Below are 22,955 nucleotides of genomic sequence, written 5' to 3'. Positions count from 1 at the left end.
GGGGAGCCGGGGCGCCGTCCGTGCGCCCACCACGCGGGGCTTCGTTCGGGCACCGCCGAGGTGCCGCGAGACGGGTCGAGCCGCTGGTGAGGAAGAGCGTCAGGCGAAGGCGGAGACGAAGCGTCCCCGGCCCTCCGGGCCTGTCAACCCGGGCCGAAGGGACACTGTCTACTCCTCGCCCTCATGGCGGCGACGCCAGCGCTCCTCGAACCGGTGCATCATGCCTGGGCGGTCGCCCTTGCGTTTCTGCTTCGCGTCCGCGGGCACCGCGGGCTCGGCGCCCCCTCCGGCTGCCTTACGCCATGCGTTGGCGCCCCACAGGAAGCACGCCAGCATGACGATGAAGCCGAGGACACTGATGAGTACCTGCATGACCGGGTTACCGATCAGGAGGCCCGCCAGCAGCAGTACGACGCCGATGACGAATCCGAGTACGGCCTTGATGATCCAGCGCTTGTAGTGGACCGCGGGGTTCGTTTGCCGAACGGTGTTCGCGAACTTCGGGTCCTCGGCATACAGCGCCCGCTCGATCTGGTCGAGCATGCGCTGCTCGTGTTCAGAGAGCGGCACGGCGCCTCCCTACGACAGTCCCCGGTTGGGGTGACGGGTACTGATGAACAGTCTCTCGGTCAGTGGTATGCCCAGAATACGGCGCGCTAGCGCCTACTGGAAAGAAAAGCTGTGTGACCACCTGACCCGCTTGGGTCACGGTACCCGCACTCTGTATCGGAAACACCGGCTTCCATGCCTCTCTGCCTACCCTGACTCCGGTCCTATCCTGAGAACGCTCGGAGGTGCCCGGAAGTTGCGGAATCATACGTCGTTTTCGTCACGCTTGGCCAGTACCGCCGACTGTATCGCGCCCGGACCGAAACGGGCGGCCACCCTGTCCATCACGCGTTCGACGTCCCGCCAGCCGCTCTCCTCCTCGTCCAGGGCGAGCTGACGCGGAGCCTGGTCCGCGGGGAGCACCCCCTCCACCCGTACGCCGACCAGACGCAACCTGACCCGGTCCAGCCCCGCCGCCGCGTACAGTTCGCGTGCCACGGCGCTGATCTCCCGGCCCACGTCCGTGGCCTCGGGAAGGGTCCGCGACCGGGTGATGGTGGAGAAGTCCGCCCGGCGCAGTTTCACGCTCACCGTGCGCCCCACCTGCCCCGAGGCGCGCAGGCGCCGGGCCACCTGCTCCGACAGCCGCAGCAGCTCGCGGTTGATCACCTCCGGATCGCCCACGTCCGCGTCGAAGGTCTCCTCGGCCCCGACGCTCTTGTCGGGGGTCTCGGGGACCACGGGGGTCTCGTCCACACCGCGGGCCAGCTCCGCCAGGCGGGTTCCCGCCTTGGCGCCCAGCTCCGTCCGCAACAGGTGGGGGTCGGTTCGGGCCAGGGCGCCGACCGTGCGCAGCCCCAGCCTGGCCAGGGTCTGCTCGGTCCGGTCGCCCACACCGGGCAGCGCCCCCACCGGGAGCGGGTCCAGGAAGGAGCGCACGTGGTCGGTGGGGACCAGGAGCAGGCCGTCGGGTTTGCAGTGCGTGGAGCCGAGTTTGGCGACGAACCTGGTGGCGGCCACCCCCACCGAACAGGTGAGCCGCTGCTCGGCCCGAACGCGCTCGCGGATCATCGCCGCGATGCGCACGGGTCCGCCGAGCCGCCTGCGCGCCCCGGACACGTCCAGGAATGCCTCGTCGAGGGAGAGCGGCTGCACGAGGGGGGTCACCGACCGCAGGATGTCCATGACGGCCTCGGAGGCGGCACGGTAGGCGGCCCCGTCCGGCGGGAACACGACCGCCTCCGGGCACAGGCGTGTCGCCCGCACCATGGGCATCGCCGAGTGGACGCCCTTGGCCCGGGCGAGGTAGTCGGCCGAGGAGACCACCCCGCGCGGTCCGGTCCCGCCGACGATGACCGGGCGTCCCCTCGCCCCGGGGTGGCGCCGCTGCTCGACGCTGGCGAAGAACGCGTCCATGTCCAGGTGCAGGATGTCACACCCCGTGTCGGGGCCCGACCCGTCCGCGGGGAAGTCCGGTCCCAGCGCGACGATGCCGTCGGGGGTGACCATTCCGCGCAGCGCGGCACCGCGCTCCAGTTGGCGTCGGCTCATGCGCCCAGGTTACGTCCGTTTCGAGAACGCCCGCCCCGGTGGAGGGGCCGCGGGACTCATGGGCGACGGGCGACGGCGTGCAGCTGTGTGGCGATGCCGACCAGCTCCGGGTGGTCGGCGGCGGCCTTCTCCAACTCCACCAGGTGCTGTCCGGCGTGGAGGTCGCCCTCCCAGGCGTGCCCGGGCAGGACGTCGGCGAACACGCGGACCCCGCGGACCCGCTCACCGGTGAGGCCGGCCTCCCCGATCAGGGCCAGCAGCTGCTGGCGGGTGAGGCGGCGCGGCATCGGGTCGCCCTCGCCCCATCGCCCCTCGGGGTCGGCGAGCAGGTGGACGGCGTCGGCGATGTGCCCGGCCAGCGCCCGGTGCAGCGCCCCGGCGACGGCGTTGGTGACCAGCAGGCTCACCGCCCCGCCGGGGCGGGTGACCCCGACGACGTCGTGCAGTGCACCCGCGGGGTCCTCCACGTACTCCAGCACGTTGTGCACCAGGACGAGGTCGGCGCTGCCCGGGGCGAACAACGAGGCCAGGTCACGGGTCTCCCCCTGGACCCCGCGCACCGTGACACCGCGTTCCGCGGCACGGCGTTCCAGGGCGGCCAGGGAGTCGGGGTTGGGCTCCACGACGGTCACGTGGTGGCCGAGCTCGGCGAGCGGGACGGCGGCGCCCCCGGTGCCGCCGCCCGCGTCGACGATCTCCAGGGGTCCCGACCCGAGGCCGGCCAGCAGTTCCGCGAGGGCGTCCCACACCACGGCGGTGCGCGCCGCGTTGGCCGCCCGTCCCGGCCCGGTCGCGCCACCCGCGCCGAAGCCGCTGGTGGTCGCGGTCGCGCTGGTCCTGTCAGTCACCTGCGTCCCCTCACTCCGGTGTCCCCGCCCGTGGCCGCCCTCACGTGGCCGCCGTCAGAGGGCGAGCTGTGCCTTGTTCTCCATCAAGCGTGACAGAAGCCCGCTGACGAAGTTCGGCGACTCGTCGGTGGACAGCTCCTTGGCCACACCGACCGCCTCGGCGATCGCCACGCCGTCGGGGATGTCCTCGGCCCACAACAGTTCGTAGGCGCCCATCCGCAGGATGTTGCGGTCGACGACGGGCATCCGCTCCAGGGTCCAGCCGATCGCGTAGCTGTCCAGGAGTTCGTCGATGCGCGCGCGCCGCTCGTCGACCGCCCGGGCCAGGTTCTCGGTGAACTCGTTGATCGGCGGCTCGGGCTGGGCCCGGCGACGGCTGATGACGTCGTCGACCGAGATGCCGCGCACCTCGGACTCGTAGAGGACCTCGACCGCGCGCCGCCGGGCCTTGCGCCGTGCTCCGCTCATCAGTTGACTCGCCCGAGGTAGTCACCCGTGCGGGTGTCGACCTTGACGCGCTCGCCGGTGGTGATGAACAGGGGCACCTGGATGGTGGCGCCGGTCTGGACGGTGGCGGGCTTGGTGCCGCCGGTGGAGCGGTCGCCCTGGACGCCGGGGTCGGTCTGGGTGATCTCCATCTCGACGGCGGCGGGCAGCTCGATGTAGAGCGGGTTGCCCTCGTTGGTGGCCACCGTGACCTTGGTGTTCTCCAGGAGGAAGTTGGCGTCGTCGCCGACGACCTCGGCCCCGACGGGGAGCTGGTCGAAGGTGTCGGTGTCCATGAAGATGAAGGACTCGCCGTCGTTGTAGAGGTACTCCATCTCGCGGCGGTCGACGTTGGCGAACTCGACCTTGGCCCCGGCGTTGAAGGTCTTGTCGACGATCTTGCCCGTGAGGACGTTCTTCAGCTTCGTACGGACGAACGCGCCGCCCTTGCCCGGCTTGACGTGCTGGAACTCCAGGACGTTCCACAGGACGCCGTCGAGTCGCAGGGTCGTGCCGTTCTTGATGTCGTTCGTCGTGGCCACTTCGGTCGTCTCTCCAAGGGGTCTGACACGTCGGGGCCGGGCGCGGTGCTCCGGCCGGTGATCGGTGGGGTGGGGCGCGGACCGAACGAGTCCTCATGTGTTGACCAGCGGCGTCGGGCCGCCGGGGCGCACCCCTCCTATGGGCAGTCTAGTGGCTTCGCGGGCCTCAGGCGCCGCCCGTGACCGCGCGGTAGGCCGCGTCCAGCAGCTCCGGGGCGGGGGCGCTGAGGATGGCGGGGCTCGCGAGGCCGTCGAGCACGACGAAGCGCAGGGTGGCCCCGCGGGCCTTCTTGTCGACGCTCATCGCGGCCCGCAGCTCGGGCCAGGCCCCGGCCGCGTAGGAGACGGGCAGGCCGACCGAGGTCAGCAGCGAGCGGTGGCGCTCGACCAGGTCGGTGTCGATACGGCCGTCGAGGCGGGCCAACTCGGCGGCGAAGACCATGCCGATGGACACCGCGTAGCCGTGCCGGAAGGTGTAGTTCTCGGCGCGCTCGATGGCGTGGCCGAGCGTGTGTCCGTAGTTGAGGATCTCCCTGCGGCCGCTCTCCCTGAGGTCGCCGGAGACGACGTCGGCCTTGACCCGGACGGCGCGCTCGATGAGTTCGCGGGTGTGCTTGCCCTCGGGGAGGGTGGCGCCCTCGGGGTCGTCCTCGATGAGGTCGCAGATGACGGGGTCATCGATGAACCCCGCCTTGACGATCTCGGCGAGGCCGCCCACGTAGTCCGCCCGGGGCAGGCTCGGCAGGGTGGCCAGGTCGCACAGGACGCCCGCGGGCGGGTGGAAGGCCCCGACGAGGTTCTTGCCCTCGGGGGTGTTGATGCCGGTCTTGCCGCCGACCGCGGCGTCGACCATGCCGAGCAGGGTGGTGGGGACCAGGACCGAGCGGACGCCGCGCAGCCAGGTGGCGGCGACGAACCCGGACAGGTCGGTGGTCGCCCCGCCGCCGACGCCGACGATCGCGTCGGTGCGGGTGAAGTTGTACTGACCGAGCCGGGACCACAGGTCGGTGGCCACGGCGGCGGTCTTGGCGGCCTCGCCGTCCGGCACCGGCATGGGCCGGACCGTGTACCCGGCGGCTTCCAGGGCGCCGACGACGGGACGGGCGATCTCGCCCAGGCCCCGGGGGTGGATGACGGCGACCTGGGCCGCGGAGCCGACCAACGAGGGCAGTTCGGCGAGGACGCCGCTGCCGACCACCACGTCGTAGCGGCCGGAGGAATCACCGACGCCGATGCGGGTCACGGTCACTGCTGGGCCTTTCCAGTCGTCCGTCCGGGCCCGAGGGTGGGCAGGATGGCGTCGACGATCTCTTCGGGGTGCTGGTCCGTGGTGGGCACGGTGACGGTGGCCAGGCTCTCGTAGATGGGCAGGCGCTCGTCGAGGAGCTTGCGCAGCCGGGCGCGGGGGTTGCCCGCGAGCAGGGGCCGGGCGACGTCCATGCCCACGCGCCTGGCCGCCTCGGCGAACTCGACCTGGAGGTAGACCACGTGGTGGTCGGCGAGGTCGGCGCGGGTGTCCTCGTCCAGCACGGCGCCGCCGCCGACGGCGATCACCCCGTCCCAGGAGCGCAGCCCCTCGGCGACGATCTCGCGTTCCAGCGCGCGGAAGCGCGCCTCGCCGTCCTCGACGAAGATGTCACCGATCGGCTTGCCCGCGCGCTTCTCGATCTCGGTGTCGGTGCACAGCAGCTCGGCGCCCAGGCGTTCGGCCAGGGCGCGCCCCACGGTTGACTTGCCCGACCCGGGGGATCCGATGAGCACCGCGATCGCTCTGGCCACACTCGCCTACCCGTCCATCCCCGCGGACGCGGGGAACCGCACGTCGTCCTCGTCCAACATCTGTCTAGCAGACCCGCCCCCGCGCGTGCGGCGAGGGGCCACCGTGCCCGGTCCGCGCCGCCCCGGACGGCCGAGGGCCGTCCGGGGGCCGGGCCACCCGTGTCGGGTGCGGGGCGACCCGGCGCGCGATCCTCACCGGATGGTGAGCGAGTCCAGGTATCCACGCAGGTTGCGGGCGGTCTCGGCGACCGAGTCCCCACCGAACTTCTCCACGGCGGCCTCGGCCAGGACCAGCGCGACCATGGACTCGGCGACCACACCCGCGGCCGGGACCGCGGTGACGTCGCTGCGCTGGTGGTGGGCCTGGGCGGGCTCGCCCGTCTCGGTGTCGACGGTGTCGAGCGCCTTGGGCACGGTGGCGATCGGCTTCATCGCGGCGCGCACGCGCAGCGGATCGCCGGTGCTCATGCCGCCCTCGACGCCGCCCGCGCGGTTGGTCCGGCGGCGCACGCCGTCGGGGCCGGGTTCGATCTCGTCGTGGGCCGCTGAGCCGCGGCGCGCGGCGGTGCGGAAGCCGTCGCCGACCTCCACCCCCTTGATGGCCTGGATGCCCATGAGGGCTCCGGCCAGCCGGGAGTCCAGTCGGCGGTCCCAGTGGACGTGGCTGCCCAGGCCGGGCGGCAGGCCGTAGGCGAGCACCTCGACCACGCCGCCGAGGGTGTCGCCGCTCTTCTTGGTGTCGTCGATCTCCTCGACCATGCGGGCGCTGGTCTGGGGGTCGAAGCAGCGCACCGGGTCGGCGTCGATGGCGGCCAGGTCCTCGGGGCGGGGCTCGGCCGAGTCCTCGGGCACCGCGACGGGACCCATGGACACGACGTGGCTGAGGATCTCCACGCCCAGCGCCTGACGGCAGAACTGCCGGGCGACCTCGCCGACGGCGACCCGCGCGGCGGTTTCCCGGGCGCTGGCGCGCTCCAGGATCGGCCGGGACTCCTCATGGCCGTACTTCTGCATGCCGACCAGGTCGGCGTGCCCGGGCCGGGGGCGGGTGAGCGGCGCGTTGCGCGCCACGCCCTCCAACTCCTCGGCGGGCACGGGGTCGGGCGACATCACCTTCTCCCACTTGGGCCACTCGGTGTTGCCCACCTCGATCGCGACCGGTCCCCCCTGGGTCCGGCCGTGGCGGATGCCTCCGATGACGGAGACCTGGTCCTGTTCGAACTTCATCCGGGCGCCACGGCCGTACCCGGCGCGGCGGCGGAGCAGTGCGGCGGCGATGTCGTCAGAGGTGACGGACACACCGGCCGGAAGGCCCTCCAGAATCGCGACGAGTGCGGGTCCGTGGGACTCCCCCGCGGTCAGCCAACGCAACATGTGAACGATCCTCCCATGAAACCTCTCTGGATACGGCATCGGATATCACCATCCGGACACCAGGGGCTGACCGGCCAGCACGGTGGCCAGGGTCGCGGCCAGCAGGAAGGGGCCCAGCGGGAACGGATCCCGCCGGGTGACGCGGCGCAGGGCGAGAAGGACCGCCACCACCAGGCAGAAGGCGGTGAAGGCCCAGAAGACCGCCACCAGGGCGCCCATCGGCCCGGCGGCCCATCCGCAGTAGAGGCCGATCAGTCCGGAGAGTTTGACGTCGCCGAAGCCCATGCCCCGGGGGTTGACGCGCCACAGGAGCCAGAAGAGCGCGGCGACGAGCGCCATGCCGACAAGGCCCCCGAACGCCGCGTCGAGGTCGGGACCGCCGGGCGCGGTGAGGACGGCGCCGGTGAGGAGCAGGGCCGCCACCGGGTAGGCGGGGGCGACGAGGTCGTTGGGCAGCCGCATCACGCGCAGGTCGACGACGGCCAGCGGCACCCCGACCGCCACCAGCCAGAGCACGGCCAGGTGGCCGAGGGGGAACCAGGAGGCGTGGTGGACGACCAGTGCGCCGGTGAGCGCGTACAGGGCGGCGGTGGTGGCGACGACCCCGGGGTGCGTGCCGACGACCTGTTCGCAGTGGGGGCACCTGCCCCGGCGCCGGAAACCGCGGTCCGCGGGCAGGCCGCGGGCGAAGCGGAGCTCGGCGCGGCAGTGCGGGCAGCGCGGGGGCGGCGGGCCCTCGTCCTCGTCGAGGGCGGGGTCCGTGGACGCCTCGGGCGCGGGGGAAGCCGTGTCGGCGGCGCGGACGGCGGCCCGTCCGCGCGAGCGGGTGTCCGGGCGGGCCGCGGCGAACAGGTAGACGAGCCGTCCGGTGACGAGGCCGACCAGCGCTCCGCACAGCCCGAGCAGGACCGCGACGGTGGTGGCGACCGGCCAGAGCTGGGAGGGGAGCGCGAGCAGCGGGGGGGTGGCCATGACAGGAAACCTACCCACGACGCGGGCGCGGCGACAGTGCCCGACCCCGGCCTGTGGACAACCCGCGCGGGGTCAGCCCGACCCGTCCCGACGGGCGCGCACGACCGCGCTGAGTTCGACGCCGCCGGGCAGGACGTGGCCGAGTTCGGCCCGCAGGCGCTCGGCGACCCGGCGCAGGACCTCGTCGTCGCGTTCGTCGAGTTCGAGGCGGATCCCGATCTCGGCGCGCTCGGAGGGGTGGACGCGCACGCGTTCGATCCCGAACTCGGCGTGCGTGACACGGTAGATGAGCGCGAGGACCTGCGGGTCGTCCTGGGGTTCGGGGACGTGGCCGTGTTCGGCGAGCAGGCCGAGGAAGCGGCCCTGGATGGTGTACGGCTGGGGTCCGGAGACGTCGAGGACCAGGGCGTCGGCGCCCTCCTCGACGGCGGCCTGGCAGGCGTCCCGGGTGGTGAACGGGACGGGGCGGGCGTCGGGGCGCCAGCGCCGCACCGCCTCGACGGAGGTGAAGGCGAGCACGCCGCGGCGGCCGTCCTTGCCGGTCATGATGGGGACGGCGACCTCGCTCGACTTGTCCTTGGTGAGCCCGGCGGCGCCCGTCTCCGTCTCCGTGGCCACGGCCACGACGGGGATGAGGACGCGGGAAGCGGCGAGCGCGGACAGGACCTGGCGGTCTCCGACACGGCCCGCCGCGTGGTCGCGCAGGCGCGCCTCGACCTCGGGGTCGGCGCTGCCGTCGTCGTCGCGGAAGTTCTGGGCGCCGATGATGGATGGTCTGCTCACGGACCCCGACTCTACCGGGCGTCGGTGGAGCGGTGGGCGGCCTCGGGCGGGACCCGGCCGGGGGTCAGGGGGCGGCGCCCCCGAGGGCGGTGACGATCGCGCCGAGTTGCTCGACCTGTGTCCGGTCGAGCCGGTCGAACAGCAGTTGGCGTACGCGCGCGGCGTGGCCGGGGGCGGCCCGGCCCAGGAGTGCGGCGCCCTCGTCGGTGAGGACGGCCCACAGGCCCCGGCGGTCGTCGTCGCAGTGCTCACGGCGCACGTAGCCGTCGCGTTCCAGGCGCGCGACCTGGTGGGAGAGGCGGCTCTTGGACACGATGACGCTGTCGGCCAGTGCCCGCATGCGCAACCGTCGCCCGTCGGCCTCGGAGAGGTGGACGAGGATGCCGTACTCCACGAGTGAGATGCCGCACCGGGAGCGCAGGTCACGCTCCAATCCGTCGTAGATCGCCGCGTTGGCTCTGAGGAAGCCGCGCCACACGCGTTGTTCGTCGGCGTCGAGCCACGTGGCCTTCTCCATACCGTCCATCCTATCGGCGGATCCGCGGGGTGAGCGGGGACACGCGTGCGATTCCTCTTCTCAGGAAGATACTTCTGAGGTACTTTGTTACTAGCAAACACAAGGACCCGCGTCCGGGTCCATCCGACGCAGGGAGACAGACCATGGCAGTGCAGGAACTCAAGGCCGGCACCTGGACCATCGACCCCACCCACTCGGTGGTCGGCTTCTCGGTCCGCCACATGATGGTGAGCAAGGTCCGCGGGCGCTTCGAGAAGTTCGACGCCACGCTGACCGTCCCGGAGGACCCGACCCGGTCCTCGGTGGTCGCGACCATCGACGCCGCCTCGATCAACACCGACAACGCCGACCGCGACAACCACGTCCGGTCCGCAGACTTCTTCCACGTCGACACGTACCCGGAGTTCTCCTTCCGCTCCACCGGCCTGGAGGCCAAGGGCGAGGAGTTCGTCCTCAAGGGCGACCTGACCATCAAGGGCGTCACCCACCCGGTCGAGCTCGCGCTGGAGTTCAACGGCTCCACGCTCGACCCCTACGGCCTGGAGCGCGCCGGGTTCTCCGCCACCACGACGATCAGCCGCAAGCGGTTCGGCGTGGACATCGAGCTGCCCATGGACGGCGGCGGCGTGGTCGTCGGCGACAAGATCGCCATCGAGATCGACGCCGAGTTCACCCGTCAGTCCTGAGGGCGAACCGGGGCGCGGCGGGCCGCGAGGGCGGACACCGGGACGGCCCCGCGCACCGGGGGGAGGACACCCGCCACAGGTGACGACACACTGTCACGAACCGGTGGATCTCGGATATCGTCGGTGGGGGAGGGCGTCGCGGCGCCCTCCCCCACTCGTGTCCTCGACCCACCACGGGAGCGTTCGTGCCGTCCACCCCCTTCTCCGACGAGGTCGTCGCCGCCGTCACCGCGCACATGAACGGCGACCACCCGGAGGACACCCTGCTCATCTGCCGTGCCCTGGGCGGCTGCCCCGAGGCCACGGCGGCACGGATGACCGGCCTGGACGGCGACGGCGGCGACTACGCGGTCACGGTGGGGGGCGTCGAGCGCGCCGTCCGCGTGCCCTGGTCCCACCCGCTCACCGAGCGCGCACAGATCCGGACCGAGGTCGTGCGCATGTACCGGGAGGCCTGTGAGCGGCTCGGGGTCGCCCCTCGCGGACACTGACCGCCCCTCCGCCAGCGGCACGCCGGGCACGGCGCCCCGATCCGGAACTCGCGTGCTCCGTCGGGAGTCCAAGGAGACGGGAGTGAACGGCGGTCCGGCGGACGCCGCTCCGCGCGAGGGGTCGGACACGCGACCTAGTGTGGAAGGGCCCGCCGTTCCCCCGGAACCCGTACCCGACCAGCTAGCCGAAGGGTGGCTCCGACCTCGATGGTCACGCCCGAACCCGGTGACGAGAACGCGCCGACACGAAGGATCGAGCCCACCGCGCCGACCACGCGGACCGGTCCCGCCGCGGGTGCCACGCGGTGGGTCACGCGCGTGCTGCGGCCCGGCTCCGCGCACGCCGACGACGCTCCCACGCGCGTGGTCGGCCCCGGCGCGGGCCCCCTCCCGCCCGACGGCACACGCGTGGACGCCCCCGCCCCGCCGACCGCCCGGCTCCGGGGCACCGCCGCCGGCGACCGGCGCCACGACCAGGCCACGGGCCGCGTCCCGTGGTGGCGGACGCTCCTCGGCCCCGTGCTGGACTGGCTGACCCGTCTGGTCTCCCGCGTGGTCGTCGGACCGGCGAACGACCTGGACTACGCCGTCCCCGCCGACCTGCGCCGCCGTTACCAGATCCTCGGCCACCTGGGCTCGGGCGGCGAGGCCGTCGTCTACCTCGCCGAGCCCGCCGACGAGCCCGGCCGCGAACTGGCCCTCAAGGTCTACCGGCCCGGCCACGACATCAACCGCGAGCTCCTGGACCGGCTGCGCGCCCGGGGCACCTCCTCACCGCACACACCCGCCATCCAGGGCTACGGGACCTCCTCCAGCCCCTGGGGCGAGGACCTGGCCTGGGAAGCCCAGGAGTACTTCGCGCTGGGGTCGCTGCGCACGCTCATGGACGAGGCGCCGCTGGACGACGGGCGCGCCCGCGCCGTGGTGTCCGCCGTCGCCGAGTGCCTGCACCACTGGCAGCACGACCTCCAGCACAACCACACCGACGTCAAGCCCGAGAACCTGCTGCTGCGCTCCCTCGACCCACCGGTCGTGGCCCTCACCGACTTCGGCGGCGCGGTCCGCGCCACGATGAGCCGCGTCTACGGCGGACTGGCCGTCACCGAGGACTACGCCGCCCCCGAGGTGATCGAGGGCCGCCGTGAGGCGCCGGCCGCCTGGTGGTCCCTGGGCGTCATGGTCCACGAACTGGTCACCGGACGCCGTCCCGAGCGCGGCGGCAACTGGCTCACCGCCCGCAACACCGAGGTGGACGTCTCGGCGATCACCGACGAACGCTGGCGTCTGCTCGCGCGCGGACTGCTCGCCCCCTCCCCCGCCGCCCGGTGGGGCTACGACGAGGTCACCCAGTGGCTGGCCGGGGAGCGGCCGCAGATCCGGACCGCGCGCCGCACCCGCCCCATCGTCTTCGCCGGGGCCAGCCACGAGGACCCGCCGAGTCTGGCCTTCGACCTTCTCGACCGCTCCGACACCGGCGCGATGTGGCTGCGCTCCCACTGGCCGGAGCTGCGCAGCTGGCTGGACCGCGAGGTCAACGACTACACCTTCGACCGCTCGTACCTGACCGGCCTGGACGCCGACCCCCGGTTGGCGCACGTGGCGATCAGCGCGCTAGCGGCCCGCTACGTCCCGGGTATGCCGCCCAGGTTCCGCGGCCACGAGATCAGCGCGGACGGACTGATGACGCTGGCCACCGGTGAGGCGAGCCGCCACGCGGTGGTGCGTGAGGCGGTCGCGTCGGGCGCGGTGGGGCTGGCCGCGCAGCACTGGTGCCCGCACCCGTCCTGCCGTTCGGGCGGGTCGGGGCGGTGCGCCCTGCTGGAGCGGGTCCAGCACGAGGTGCCGCTGGTCATGCGCAGGGTGGTCGAGACCGTCGAGCGGGTGGTCGGTTCGGGCGCCGACGCGCCCCGGCGGCCCGAGCCGCACGAGATCGACACGGCGTGGGCCCGGGCGGTCGAGCTGGTGCTGGACCCCGGGACCGCCTCGGCCCACCGCTCCGTGCTGCGCCGCCAGTCCTGGCACCCGACCGAGCGCAGCGCCGCCCCGCACGCCCCCTGGTGGGTCGAACAGCGCAGGCTGGCCCTGCGCGAGGGCAGGGGCGGTGACGCGATCGCCACCCGTGCCGCCCTGGTCACCGCCGCGCTCCTGCTGCCGGAGGCGGTCCGGGTCGGCGGTCTGATCGCCGCACGGGAGCGCGCCGACGGCCGGGCACGGCGGCAGGACCGGTGGGCGTCGCTGGCCGGATCGGCCCGGGAACGGTGGGACGGGGCCAAGGAACGGTGGGCGGGCGCCCGCCGACGGCGCGCCGAGGCCGCCACCGCCCCGGTGCGGCCGGACGTCCCGCCGGGTGTCGGCCCCCACACCGGGCCGGTGCCGCCGGGTTCGGAGGAGACGGCGAGGTCGCGGCGCGCCCAGGAGCGGGCCAGGCGCCGTGTCGAGCGGACGATGAACCAGATCCAGCGGGCGATGCGGGCCGGCCGGTGCCGCCGGTTCGCCTACCCCGCCGCCTTGCTCGGGCTGGTCGACGGGCTGGGCCGGGCGCTGCGCCCGGACAGCGGCTACTACCCGGAGAGCGCGTTCGTCACCCCGCTCTACAGCGGTCTGGTGGACTCCGCGCGCGACGGCGCCCTGGCAGGGCTCTCCCGGGCCGCGGGCATGGTGACCGGCCTCCTGCCGGAGCCGGTGGAGACCGCGTGGTGGCTGCCGGTGGTGCTGTCGGCCGTCCTCGTCCTGCTGGGCCGGACGGCGGCCGGCCGACGGGGTTCCTCACGCGCCCGGCGTCGGCTCGCCGCCTTCCGGCTGGCCGTGGCGGGGTCGCTGTTCATGGTCCTGGTCCTGCTGTCGACGGGGCTGCTGGCCCTGGGCTCGGGGGTGCTCATCCCGTTGGACGGGCTGTTGGGCTAGGCGGTGTTTCCTGGGTCCTCCGCTTCGCTTCGGACCGTGTTCGGGCGCCCGAGGAGGCAGGGGTTCTTCCTCCTCGGCCACGCCTGCCGGTCGTTCCTCGCCCGCGGCTCGACTCGCCCCCCGTCGCCCTCCACCACCCTCAACGGACGCCTACCGCGCGGTCCTCTTCACAAGAACCCCGCCGGCGCCCGAACGGCACCCCCTCGGGTGACCGTGCCGAGGACCGGACTCCCACGGTGTCAGGGGCCGTCGATCATGCCGCTGACCCGCGCGAGGTCCTCGGTGGTGTCGATGTCCTCCGGGCTGGCGACGTCGTCGCACGCCACGGTGGTCACCAGGTGCGAGTAGGTGCGCAGGAAGGGACGCGCCCCCACGTCCCGCACGGCCATGGCGTGCACCGTCGACCAGTGCTCGCGGCCCAGCAGGACCGGGTTGCGCGGGTTGCCCGCGTAGGTGGCCACGGCGGCACGGGCGCCCTGGGCGTGGACCCGGAGGAGCCGGCGCACCGCCTCGGGGGTGACCAGGGGCTGGTCGGCCAGGGCGATGAGGACGGCGTCCACCGTGTCGGGCAGGGCGTCGATCCCGGCCCGTACCGAGGAGCCCATCCCCGTGGCCCAGTCGGGGTTGAGCACCGTGCGGGCACCGCGCACGGAGGTGTCCGCCGCGCCCAGCACCACCAGGACCGGATCGCAGCCGCCCGCGGCCAGGGTGTGCACCCCCCGGTCGACCAGGCGTTCGCCGCCCACCTCGACCAGGGCCTTGGGGCGCCCGAGACGGCTCCCCGACCCCGCCGCCAGCAGCAGCCCCGCCACCGCCGCCGTCCGTTGGCTCCCCGTGTCCCCCGTGTCCCCACTCACCATGTCGTGATGATGCCACGCGCCCGGCCGGTGCGTGGCGCACGTGCGGCGGTCCGCACGCCAGTCTCTCCGGTTTCGCGCACCATCCCCTCCGTGACCAGGCAGTTCACGGAGGATCGGGTTTCGGTTCACTTGTGGGCGTGACCGAATCCGGCCGGAACGAGGGGGCGTGTGTCGCGGTGGATGCGGCCGCTCGTCTCGCGCAGGGCGCGACCGCTGCCTCCCCAGCGTGTCTGGACGAGCTCGGCCGCGATGGACACGGCGGTCTCCTCCGGGGTTCTGGCACCCAGGTCCAGACCGATCGGCGAGTGCAGGCGCGCCAGGTCCTCCTCGGCCACCCCGGCCTCGCGCAGCCGCTCCAGCCGGTCCTCGTGGGTGCGCCGCGATCCCATCGCGCCGATGTAGCCCGCGCGGGTGGCCAGGGCCGCCTTGATGACGGGGACGTCGAACTTGGGGTCGTGGGTGAGCACGCACACGGCCGTGCGCTCGTCGATCTGGTCGGCGATCTCGTCCACGAACACGTGCGGCCACTTCACGACCACCTCGTCGGCGGTGGGAAAGCGTTTGGGAGTGGCGAAGACCGGGCGCGCGTCGCACACCGTCACCCGGTAACCGAGGTAGCTGCCCAGGTCGGCGACGGCGGCGGCGAAGTCGATCGCGCCGAAGACCAGCATGCGCGGGGCCGGGGCGAAGGACTGGACGAAGACCTCCAGCGCGTCACCGCGCCGCTGTCCGTCCACCCCGTAGCGCAGCAGGCCCGTGCTGCCCTGGGCCAGCATCCCGCGCACGTCGTCGTCGAGGGCGTCGGTGAGACGGCCGCTGGTCGGGCCCAGGTCCCCCTCGGCGTGGTCCGGCCACACGACGCGGCGGCGCCCCAGGCGGCCGGAGTCGGAGGGGTCGGACACCACGGTGGCGACGGCGACCGGCCGGTGCTCCTCGACGGCCGCGAGGACCGAACCCAGTTCGGGGAAGGTCGTACGGCTGACCGGCTCGACGAACACGTGCAGCGTGCCGCCGCAGGTGAGTCCGACGCTGAAGGCCTCCTCGTCGCTCACACCGTAGGTGCGGCGGACCGGCCGCCCGGTGCGGATGGCCTCCAGGGCCTCCTCGTAGACCGCGCCCTCCACGCAGCCGCCGGAGACGGAGCCGACGACCTCGCCGGAGTCGGCCACGGCCATCGCGGCGCCGGGGTCGCGGGGCGCGCTCTTGTCGGTGTCGACCACCGTGGCCAGTGCGAACGTCTCGCCCGTGGCGTGGAGATCGGCCACCGCCGCTCGGATGTCGCGCACTCGGATACCCCTTCCGCGTTCCCCCACACGACCTTCGTTACCAACGTATGTGCCCCACCGCACACCAGGGGAGTCCCCGTTCCGCCAAGAAACGGGGACTCCCCTGGTAGATGTCTACGAGTCGCCGGGCTCGGGTGCCTCACCGCGCTCGTGCAGCATGGCGCGGAACTCCTCCAGGTCGCGGCGGGCCCGTTCCCCGTCGGCGCTCTGGATGCCCATCACGGCCAGGGTGGTGCCGTCGGACAGGTCCACCGACGGCCAGGGCTCCCCGACCGGCATCCGGATGTCGACGATCTCCGGCCAGGCCAGCACGTGGGTGCGGATGCCGTTGACCACGGTCACGTTGTGCTCGGCGGCCACGAGTTTGGGGCGGGCGAGCAGGTGCAGGCCGGCGGCGATCGCCAGGCCCAGCATGACCAGCAGCACCCGGTCCTGCAGGCGCCAGTCCTCGGGCAGGGTCACCGTCAGCACCACCATGGTGGCCACGACCAGCAGACCCATTCCGTAGGCGACGATCCGCACCGCCCTCGGCCGCCAGGTCCGCGGGAGCGCGGGCCCGCGCTGTGTCTCGTCCACCGGTCGTTCCCTCGTTCGCACCGACTGCTCCAGGCTCGGCCCCGGTCCGGGGCTCACTACGCGTCGGCTCCGGGGCCGACGTTCCGGTCGGGCCGACCGGAAGGCGGGGGAGGGGCGTGTTCGACCTTGCCGGAGCCGCGCCGGATGCGCCGTCACGGCGGGCGGCATCCACGGAACACGCCCTAGCGACGCAGACCGCGCAGTGCCGCCGCCGTGTCCAGGGCGGCCCAGGTCGCCTCCGCGCCCTTGTCCTCGGCGCTTCCGGGCAGACCCGCGCGGTCGCGTGCCTGTTCCAGGGTGTCACAGGTGAGCACCCCGTTGCCCACGGGGGTGGCTTCGCGCAGAGCGACCTCGGTGAGCCCGTGGGTCACCGACTGGCACACGTAGTCGAAGTGCGGGGTGCCGCCGCGGATGACCGCGCCCAGGGCGATGACGGCGTCGTGCTTGCGGGCCAGCTCCTGGGCGACGACGGGGATCTCGACCGCTCCGGCCACCCGCACCACGACGGGCTCGGCCGCGCCGGAGTCCTTGATCACGTCCAGGGCCCGGGCCAGCATCGGTTCGACGATCTGCGCGTTCCAGCGGGTGACGACGATGCCCACCGACATCCCCGAGGCGTCGACCTCCTGGGTGTCGGGGCGGCCTTCTCCACTCATGTGTTCTCCCTGTGTCGGTGCGGGTGGGCTGCCGGTGCCGGACGCGCTCCGGGCGGGGCGTCGGCGGGTGACGGGGCGGCGGGTCGGATCCTACTGGGCCACGCCGCCCAGCTCGTGGCCCATCCGGTCCCGCTTGGTGCGCAGGTACGTGATGTTGTCCCGGGTGACGAAGGAGGGCATGGCCACCCGCTTCGCCACGTGGACGCCGTGCGCCGTCAGCCCCTCGGCCTTGGCGGGGTTGTTGGACAGCAGCCGGACCGAGGTGACGCCCAGGTCGGTGAGGATCTGGGCGCCCGCGCCGAACTCGCGCGCGTCGGCGGGCAGGCCCAGGCGCAGGTTGGCGTCGACGGTGTCCACGCCCTGGTCCTGGAGGCTGTAGGCGCGCAGCTTGTGCAGCAGTCCGATCCCCCGGCCCTCGTGGCCGCCCAGGTAGACGACGACGCCGCGCCCCTCCTCGGCGATGTCGGCCATGGCCGCGTCGAGCTGGGCGCCGCAGTCGCAGCGGTGGGAGCCGAAGGCGTCGCCGGTCAGGCACTCCGAGTGCAGGCGGGCCAGGACGTCGGTGCCGTCGGTGAGGTCGCCGTACACGAGCGCGACGTGCTCGGCGCCGTCGGCGGTGCCCTTGAACCCGATCGCGCGCCACTCGCCGTACTCGTTGGGCATGCGGGTCTCCACCATGCGGGTGACCAGCGGCGGGGTGGCCTGCTCGGGGGTGAGGGTGTGGCCGAGGGCGGCGCGGTGGGCGGCCAGCTGCTCGACCGACACCAGCTTCAGCCCGTGCTCGTCGGCGAACTCCCGCAGGCGGGGCAGGCGCGCCATGGTGCCGTCGTCGTTGACCACCTCGGCCAGGACCCCGGCGGGGCGCAGCCCGGCCAGGCGCGCGAAGTCGACGGATGCCTCGGTGTGCCCCCGGCGGGCGAGCACGCCGCCCGGTCGGGCGCGCAGCGGCAGGATGTGGCCGGGGCGCACGAAGTCGACGGGACGGCTGTCGGCGGAGGCCAGCAGGCGGATGGTGCGGGCCCGGTCGGCGGCGGAGATGCCGGTGGTGACGCCCTCGCGCGCGTCGACGGTCACCGTGTAGGCGGTGCGCAGGCTCTCCTCGTTGCGGGCGGTCATCAGGGGGAGGTCGAGGCGGTCGAGGTCGTCGCCCTCCATGGGAACGCAGACCACGCCGGAGGTGTGGCGGATCATGAACGCCAGGAGTTCGGGGGTGGCGAGCTCGGCGGCGAAGATGATGTCGCCCTCGTTCTCGCGGTCCTCGTCGTCCACGACCACGATCGCGCGCCCGGCGGCGAAGTCGGCGACCGCGTCGTCGATGGAGTCGAGGAGCACGGTCGGCTCGGTGGTGTCCGCGGTGCCCGGTGTGGTGTCGGTGACGGTCATGACGGCTCCCAGGAGATGACTGCTGGCGGTGTGGTGGGTGCGTGGCGGCCCGTCGGAGGGGTCCGCCCGCCGGAGGGTGGTCAGCCGCGGGCGCGGGCCGCGGTGACGGCGGCGATGCGCTCGACGTACTTGGCGACGACGTCCACCTCGACGTTCACGGTGGCGCCGACGGCGAGCGCGCCCAGGGTGGTGGCTCCCAGGGTCTCCGGGATGAGGCTGACCTCGAAGAACTCCTCAAAGGCTCCGGGGTCGCTGACGGCGGAGACGGTCAGGCTGGTGCCGTCCACGGTGATCGAACCCTTCTCGACCACGTACGGGGACAGCTCCGCGGGCAGGTCGAAGCGCAGGACGTCCCAGTTGTCGCCGGGGCTCCGGGAGACCAGGCGCGCGGTTCCGTCGACGTGACCCTGCACGATGTGTCCGCCGAGGCGGCCGTCGGCGCGGGCCGCACGTTCGAGGTTGACCGGGGATCCGGGAACGAGCGCGCCCAGGGAGGAACGGTCGAGGGACTCCTTCATGACGTCGGCGGTGAAGGTGCCCTCACCCCGTCCGACCACGGTCAGGCACACGCCGTTGACCGCGATGGAGTCGCCGTGGCCCGCGTCGGAGGAGACCCGTGGTCCGCGCACGGTCAGCAGGAGGGACTCGCCCGTGGTTCCGGCGGGTTCGATGGACACGACCTCGCCGAGTTCCTCCACGATTCCGGTGAACACCCTTGTCATCCCTTCGCCTCATGGCGCTCCGGGGTGGGGGTGTGGAATCGGGTCCACGACGGGTCGGGACCGGGGGCGCACGCCTGGTACGCCGACGGGACCCGTCCGCACGCGTACTGCCTCCCATCCGGACTCTCACCGTCGGTACCGGAATTCCACCGGTTCAACCGGCCGATGGCTTCGGCCGGGTCGCGGACTGTCACCGCCGGTTCGGACTTTCACCGACCCCGGAGCACGCGTTTCGACTGTCGTCGATCCGGATCCTACCTGGTCGCACCCTCGGGGCCTAGGCGGTGTGAGTCTCCTCACGGACCCGCTCAGGGGTGGGCGGCCCCGCCCCCGGTGGCGCCCACGGGCTCGGGGCGGCGGGCCAGGCCGCTGCGGACGAAGGTCTCGGGCGCGCCGAAGGAGGCCCACAGGGCGATGAGGACGTAGACGACGAACGCGGCCGCGGCCTCGGCCCACCCGGTCAGGCCGCCGAGCAGGAGGTCGTCGGCCACCTGGAGGAGCACCACGACCGAGATGCCGAGCACGAAGCGCGCGGCGCGGGCGGTCAGGGTGCCCTCGGCGCTGTACCAGCCGCGGCCGTGGAGCAGGGTGAAGCCGACGAGGCCGCCGAGCAGGGCGCCGCAGACGGTGGACAGCCCAGTGAGCGTCGCACCGGCCGGGTCGGCGGGGACCGCGCCCATCCACTCCGTGGGCGCCGACCAGTCCGCGCGCACCAGACCCTGCCAGGCGGCCGCCGCCACGCAGGGCAGCACGGAGACCGCCACCGCGCAGCCCGCCCAGGCCGCGGTGGACAATCCCCGCCACCAGCGCAGGACGCGCTCCTCCCAGCGCAGGACCGTCCACAGGACGGCGACGCCGACGAGGAGGCCGGCCAGGACGTCGCTGAAGAAGTGCACGCCGAGGTAGACGCGGGACAGGCAGACCAGCGCGACCAGTGCGGCGGCCGCGCCCAGCCAGGCGCGGCTGCCGGAGCGCAGGCCCAGGTAGCCCCACAGGACGGTGGAGAGCTGGGCGTGTCCGGAGGGGATCCCGAAGGTGGACTCGGTGGCGTGCGCGGTCACCTGGGGGCTGAACCAGAAGGGGCGGGCGCCGTAGACGAGTGCCTTGAGCAGGTAGTTGACCGCTCCGGAGGCGACGACGGCCACGAAGAGGCGGGCGCCGGTCCCGGCGTTCACGCACCAGAAGACGAGGGTGAGCAGGAGGACGACGAAGGTCTGGGAGCCGAGTTCGGTGACCAGGCCCAGGGGTGGGGCCAACCAGTCGCCCCACCCCTGCACCCAGAGGATCGGGGTGGTCTCGGCCTCCCACAGGGCGTCCACGGCCAGGTGCTCGGGTGTCCAAGCGTTCAACGCGCACTCCACGGGTCCGCGCCTGGCAACGCGCTCACGCCGCGCCGCTCCCCCGGGGCGCGCGGGCGCGAGGGGAAGACGGAGCCGCGACCAAGCGGAATCAACGACTACGGACGGGAAGCATAGGACGGGGCCGCCCGCGTGACCAGAGCCACACGGGCGGCGCGCCGGGATCGTTATGCGAGGGGGCTGGCCTTGGCGGCCAGGGAGCGCAGGGTGTCGACCGCGCCGGCGGGGTCCTGGGCACCGTAGACGGCCGAGCCCGCGACGAAGACGTCGGCTCCGGCCTCGGCGGCGCGTTCGATGGTCTCGGCGCTGACACCGCCGTCGACCTGGAGCCAGACGGAGGACTGGCGGGTGTCGAGGATCTCGCGGGCCTTGCGGATCTTGGGCAGGACCATGTCGAGGAACTTCTGACCGCCGAAGCCGGGCTCGACGGTCATGAGCAGGAGCATGTCCATCTCGCCGATGAGGTCGGCGTAGGGCTCGACCGGCTCGGCGGGGTTGAGCGCGAGCCCGGCGCGGGCGCCCAGGCGGCGGATCTCACGCAGGGTGCGCACCGGGGCGTTGGCCGCCTTGGCGTGGATGGTGACGCTGCCCGCGCCCGCCTCGGCGTAGGCGGGGGCCCAGCGGTCGGGGTCCTCGATCATCAGGTGGCAGTCCAACGGCGTGGTGGCCGCCTTGCGCAGGGACTCCACGATCGGCAGGCCGAGCGTCAGGTTGGGGACGAAGTGGTTGTCCATGACGTCGACGTGGAGCCAGTCGGCGGAGGGGGACACGGCCGCCGCCTCGTCCGCGAGGTGGGCGAAGTCGGCGCTGAGGATGCTGGGTGAGATCTGGATTGCCACACCCGCAGTGTAGCCAGGGGCGTGGGAGCCGGTGCTCCCGCCCAGGTCAGCCGGTGCCGACGTGTGCGGGTCAGTTCCACGACGCGGTGCTGAGCACGCCCCCATCCGGACCCGACCGGGGATCGTGGACGGGCCGTGGGCGCCCCCCGCGTCCCCAGGAGGAGGGTCAGTCCTCCCTGGGGTCGGCCGGTGCCTCGGGCCGACCGGCGCCCCGCCCGAAGGCCACGCCTGCCGCACCCGTGTCAGCTTCGGCGCACCGGGCCCCGCCCCGGCTCACGGTGCGTCGGTCCCCCGCCCCGTCACGCCTCGGACCTGCGCAGCAGCGCCAGGAACATGGCGTCGGTCCCGTGCACGTGCGGCCAGAACTGGACGTACCTGCCGTCGGGTCCCGCCGCCAGGTCGGGGATCCCGTCCAGGTAGTCGGCGGCGCGCAGCAGGGTGAGGTCGTCGCGCTCGTCGAGCACGCGGCGCACGATCCCGTCGGTCTCGTCCAGGTGCGGCGAGCACGTCACGTACGCCACCACCCCGCCGAGGCGCACCGACTCGACCGCGCTGACCAGCAGGTCGTGCTGGAGCGGTGTCAGCGCGGCCACCGACTTCGGGGTACGGCGCCAGCGCGACTCGGGACGGCGCCGCAGCGCCCCCAGTCCGCTGCACGGCACGTCCACCAGGACGCGGTCGAAGGCCCCCGGCCGCCACGCCGGGGCGGTGCCGTCGGCGACCACGACCCGACCGGCGTCGCGCGGGGCGCGGCGCACCGCCGTGGCCACCAGTCCGGCGCGGGCGGGCTGGAGCTCCGACGCCAGCAGGCGGGCGTCGCGCTGCCCGGCCAGGGAGGCCAGCAGACCGGCCTTGCCGCCGGGGCCCGCGCACATGTCCAGCCACCGGGCGTCGTCTCCGTGGGCGTCCACCCGGGTCAGCGCCAGCGCGACCAGTTGGCTGGCCTCGTCCTGGACGGCGGCCCGGTGCTGGCGCACCTCGCGGATGGCCGCGGGGTCGCCCTCGGGCAGGTAGGCGGCGAACGGCGAGTAGCGCGCCTCCTCGGCGCCCGCGGCGACCAGGTCGGCGACCGTGGAGCGGCCGGGCTTGGCGACGAGGGTGACGCGGGGGCGCTCGTTGTGCGCGACGAGCAGCCGCTCGGTCTCGACCAGCCCGGTGGAGGAGCGCTCCCCGAGCGCGCGGGCCAGCTCCTTGACCACCCACCTGGGGTGGCTGTGCACGACGGACAGGTGCCCGCTGGGGTCGGTGGCGCGGTCGGGCGCGACGACCTCCGTCCACGCGTCCAGGTCGCGCGCGGCCACCCTGCGCAGGACGGCGTTGACGAACCGCCCGCGGTGGTGGCCCACCACCTTCCTGGCCAGGTCGACGGTGGCGCTGACGGCCGCGTGCGAGGGGATCTTCGTCGACAGCAGCTGGTGGGCGCCCAGGCGCAGCACGGGCAGCACCTCGCGGTCCACGGAGGCCAGCGTGCGGTCCACGCAGGATTCCAGGATCGCGTCGTAGGTGCCCTGGAGGCGCAGCGTCCCGTAGGTGAGTTCGGTGGCCAGCGCGGCGTCCCGGCCGCTGATCCCCCGGTCGGCGAGCTGTGCGGGCAGCAGGAGGTTGGCGTAGGCGTCGCGCTGCTCGACGGCGAGCAGGACGTCGTAGGCGACGCGGCGGGCCGGGTCACGGGGTTTGGGCGGCCCGGAGGCGCCCCGCCCTGCGCCCTGCCCGGGCTTCCTGCCCCGTCGGGGTCGGCGGTACGGGGATCGGGACTGCTCGCTCAACTGTGTTCTGCCTCAACGAACCGGGGA

The 22,955-nt window shown here is 73.5% G+C and carries 23 protein-coding genes and 1 riboswitch; of the genes, 3 read left to right on the top strand and 20 right to left on the bottom strand.

From position 1 onward, the window contains the following. Window positions 1-168: 168 nt before the first annotated feature. From DVR05_RS07840 to DVR05_RS07790, 11 genes are all read right to left on the bottom strand, one after another. Window positions 169-570, bottom strand: a complete 402-nt coding sequence (locus DVR05_RS07840; protein WP_116245146.1) for a DUF3040 domain-containing protein — start codon at window positions 568-570, stop codon at window positions 169-171. Between the two features lie 243 nt (window positions 571-813). Beyond that, window positions 814-2,100 (bottom strand): DNA polymerase IV, encoded by a 1,287-nt coding sequence (gene dinB / locus DVR05_RS07835; protein ID WP_198659083.1) that lies wholly within the window; start codon window positions 2,098-2,100, stop codon window positions 814-816. Window positions 2,101-2,156: 56 nt separating this feature from the next. Continuing rightward, window positions 2,157-2,948, bottom strand: coding sequence for a methyltransferase domain-containing protein (locus DVR05_RS07830; RefSeq protein WP_116245145.1), 792 nt, complete (start codon window positions 2,946-2,948; stop codon window positions 2,157-2,159). Between the two features lie 54 nt (window positions 2,949-3,002). Continuing rightward, entirely contained in the window at window positions 3,003-3,416 is a 414-nt protein-coding gene (nusB, locus tag DVR05_RS07825) for a transcription antitermination factor NusB (protein WP_116245144.1), read from the bottom strand. Further along, a complete protein-coding gene (gene efp / locus DVR05_RS07820) occupies window positions 3,416-3,976 on the bottom strand; it encodes an elongation factor P (protein ID WP_116245143.1) in 561 nt (186 codons plus the stop codon). Before efp ends, nusB begins: the two co-directional genes overlap by 1 nt. 166 nt (window positions 3,977-4,142) lie before the next feature. Further along, entirely contained in the window at window positions 4,143-5,225 is a 1,083-nt protein-coding gene (gene aroB / locus DVR05_RS07815) for a 3-dehydroquinate synthase (protein ID WP_116245142.1), read from the bottom strand. After that, a complete protein-coding gene (locus tag DVR05_RS07810; RefSeq protein ID WP_116245345.1) occupies window positions 5,222-5,737 on the bottom strand; it encodes a shikimate kinase in 516 nt (171 codons plus the stop codon). The genes aroB and DVR05_RS07810 overlap by 4 nt, the downstream gene beginning before the upstream one ends. A 210-nt stretch (window positions 5,738-5,947) precedes the next feature. Continuing rightward, window positions 5,948-7,129, bottom strand: a complete 1,182-nt coding sequence (gene aroC / locus DVR05_RS07805) for a chorismate synthase (protein ID WP_116245141.1) — start codon at window positions 7,127-7,129, stop codon at window positions 5,948-5,950. Between the two features lie 45 nt (window positions 7,130-7,174). Continuing rightward, a complete protein-coding gene (locus DVR05_RS07800) occupies window positions 7,175-8,101 on the bottom strand; it encodes an A24 family peptidase (RefSeq protein WP_116245140.1) in 927 nt (308 codons plus the stop codon). Between the two features lie 72 nt (window positions 8,102-8,173). Further along, on the bottom strand, window positions 8,174-8,884 hold the full coding sequence (locus tag DVR05_RS07795) for an SseB family protein (RefSeq protein ID WP_116245139.1): 711 nt from the start codon (window positions 8,882-8,884) through the stop codon (window positions 8,174-8,176). Window positions 8,885-8,948: 64 nt separating this feature from the next. Then, window positions 8,949-9,401 carry a MarR family winged helix-turn-helix transcriptional regulator gene (locus DVR05_RS07790; protein ID WP_116245138.1) on the bottom strand — a complete coding sequence of 151 codons (453 nt, stop codon included), beginning with the start codon at window positions 9,399-9,401 and terminating at the stop codon, window positions 8,949-8,951. A gap of 143 nt (window positions 9,402-9,544) precedes the next feature. Here DVR05_RS07790 and DVR05_RS07785 point away from each other — a divergent pair, with 143 nt between their 5' ends. The 3 genes from DVR05_RS07785 (at window position 9,545) to DVR05_RS07775 (ending at window position 13,482) form a co-directional block, all read left to right on the top strand. Next, window positions 9,545-10,087 carry a YceI family protein gene (locus DVR05_RS07785; RefSeq protein ID WP_116245137.1) on the top strand — a complete coding sequence of 181 codons (543 nt, stop codon included), beginning with the start codon at window positions 9,545-9,547 and terminating at the stop codon, window positions 10,085-10,087. 185 nt (window positions 10,088-10,272) lie between these two features. Further along, window positions 10,273-10,578, top strand: a complete 306-nt coding sequence (locus tag DVR05_RS07780) for a DUF2470 domain-containing protein (protein ID WP_116245136.1) — start codon at window positions 10,273-10,275, stop codon at window positions 10,576-10,578. A gap of 207 nt (window positions 10,579-10,785) precedes the next feature. Further along, entirely contained in the window at window positions 10,786-13,482 is a 2,697-nt protein-coding gene (locus tag DVR05_RS07775; RefSeq protein WP_116245135.1) for a protein kinase, read from the top strand. A gap of 239 nt (window positions 13,483-13,721) precedes the next feature. Here the strand turns inward: DVR05_RS07775 and DVR05_RS07770 are convergent, their stop codons facing one another. The 9 genes from DVR05_RS07770 to DVR05_RS07730 all read right to left on the bottom strand — a co-directional run bounded on the left by DVR05_RS07770 (window position 13,722) and on the right by DVR05_RS07730 (window position 22,928). Next, the gene (locus DVR05_RS07770; RefSeq protein WP_116245134.1) at window positions 13,722-14,294 is read right to left on the bottom strand and encodes an NTP transferase domain-containing protein; all 573 of its coding nucleotides are present in this window, start codon (window positions 14,292-14,294) and stop codon (window positions 13,722-13,724) included. Between the two features lie 173 nt (window positions 14,295-14,467). Continuing rightward, window positions 14,468-15,628 (bottom strand): XdhC family protein, encoded by a 1,161-nt coding sequence (locus DVR05_RS07765; RefSeq protein ID WP_116245133.1) that lies wholly within the window; start codon window positions 15,626-15,628, stop codon window positions 14,468-14,470. A 114-nt stretch (window positions 15,629-15,742) separates the two neighbouring features. After that, window positions 15,743-16,204: a PH domain-containing protein gene (locus tag DVR05_RS07760; protein ID WP_116245132.1), complete on the bottom strand. Its 462-nt coding sequence runs from the start codon at window positions 16,202-16,204 to the stop codon at window positions 15,743-15,745. Window positions 16,205-16,386: 182 nt separating this feature from the next. Next, window positions 16,387-16,860 carry a 6,7-dimethyl-8-ribityllumazine synthase gene (gene ribH, locus DVR05_RS07755; RefSeq protein WP_116245131.1) on the bottom strand — a complete coding sequence of 158 codons (474 nt, stop codon included), beginning with the start codon at window positions 16,858-16,860 and terminating at the stop codon, window positions 16,387-16,389. Between the two features lie 90 nt (window positions 16,861-16,950). Then, on the bottom strand, window positions 16,951-18,243 hold the full coding sequence (locus DVR05_RS07750; protein ID WP_116245130.1) for a bifunctional 3,4-dihydroxy-2-butanone-4-phosphate synthase/GTP cyclohydrolase II: 1,293 nt from the start codon (window positions 18,241-18,243) through the stop codon (window positions 16,951-16,953). A gap of 80 nt (window positions 18,244-18,323) precedes the next feature. Next, window positions 18,324-18,956 carry a riboflavin synthase gene (locus tag DVR05_RS07745; RefSeq protein ID WP_116245129.1) on the bottom strand — a complete coding sequence of 211 codons (633 nt, stop codon included), beginning with the start codon at window positions 18,954-18,956 and terminating at the stop codon, window positions 18,324-18,326. Between the two features lie 109 nt (window positions 18,957-19,065). After that, a riboswitch (FMN riboswitch) is annotated at window positions 19,066-19,196 on the bottom strand. Between the two features lie 77 nt (window positions 19,197-19,273). Beyond that, window positions 19,274-20,314, bottom strand: coding sequence for a phosphatase PAP2 family protein (locus DVR05_RS07740; protein WP_116245128.1), 1,041 nt, complete (start codon window positions 20,312-20,314; stop codon window positions 19,274-19,276). Window positions 20,315-20,490: 176 nt separating this feature from the next. Further along, window positions 20,491-21,162, bottom strand: coding sequence for a ribulose-phosphate 3-epimerase (gene rpe / locus DVR05_RS07735; protein ID WP_116245127.1), 672 nt, complete (start codon window positions 21,160-21,162; stop codon window positions 20,491-20,493). A 299-nt stretch (window positions 21,163-21,461) separates the two neighbouring features. Further along, window positions 21,462-22,928 carry an RsmB/NOP family class I SAM-dependent RNA methyltransferase gene (locus tag DVR05_RS07730; RefSeq protein WP_116245126.1) on the bottom strand — a complete coding sequence of 489 codons (1,467 nt, stop codon included), beginning with the start codon at window positions 22,926-22,928 and terminating at the stop codon, window positions 21,462-21,464. Window positions 22,929-22,955 lie beyond the last annotated feature (27 nt).

It is taken from the genome of Nocardiopsis sp. FIRDI 009 (assembly GCF_003386285.1).
In the GTDB taxonomy this organism is placed as follows: domain Bacteria; phylum Actinomycetota; class Actinomycetes; order Streptosporangiales; family Streptosporangiaceae; genus Nocardiopsis.
The sequence above is the reverse complement of the archived record's forward strand: the minus strand, read 5'-3'. Positions and strand labels throughout refer to the sequence as shown.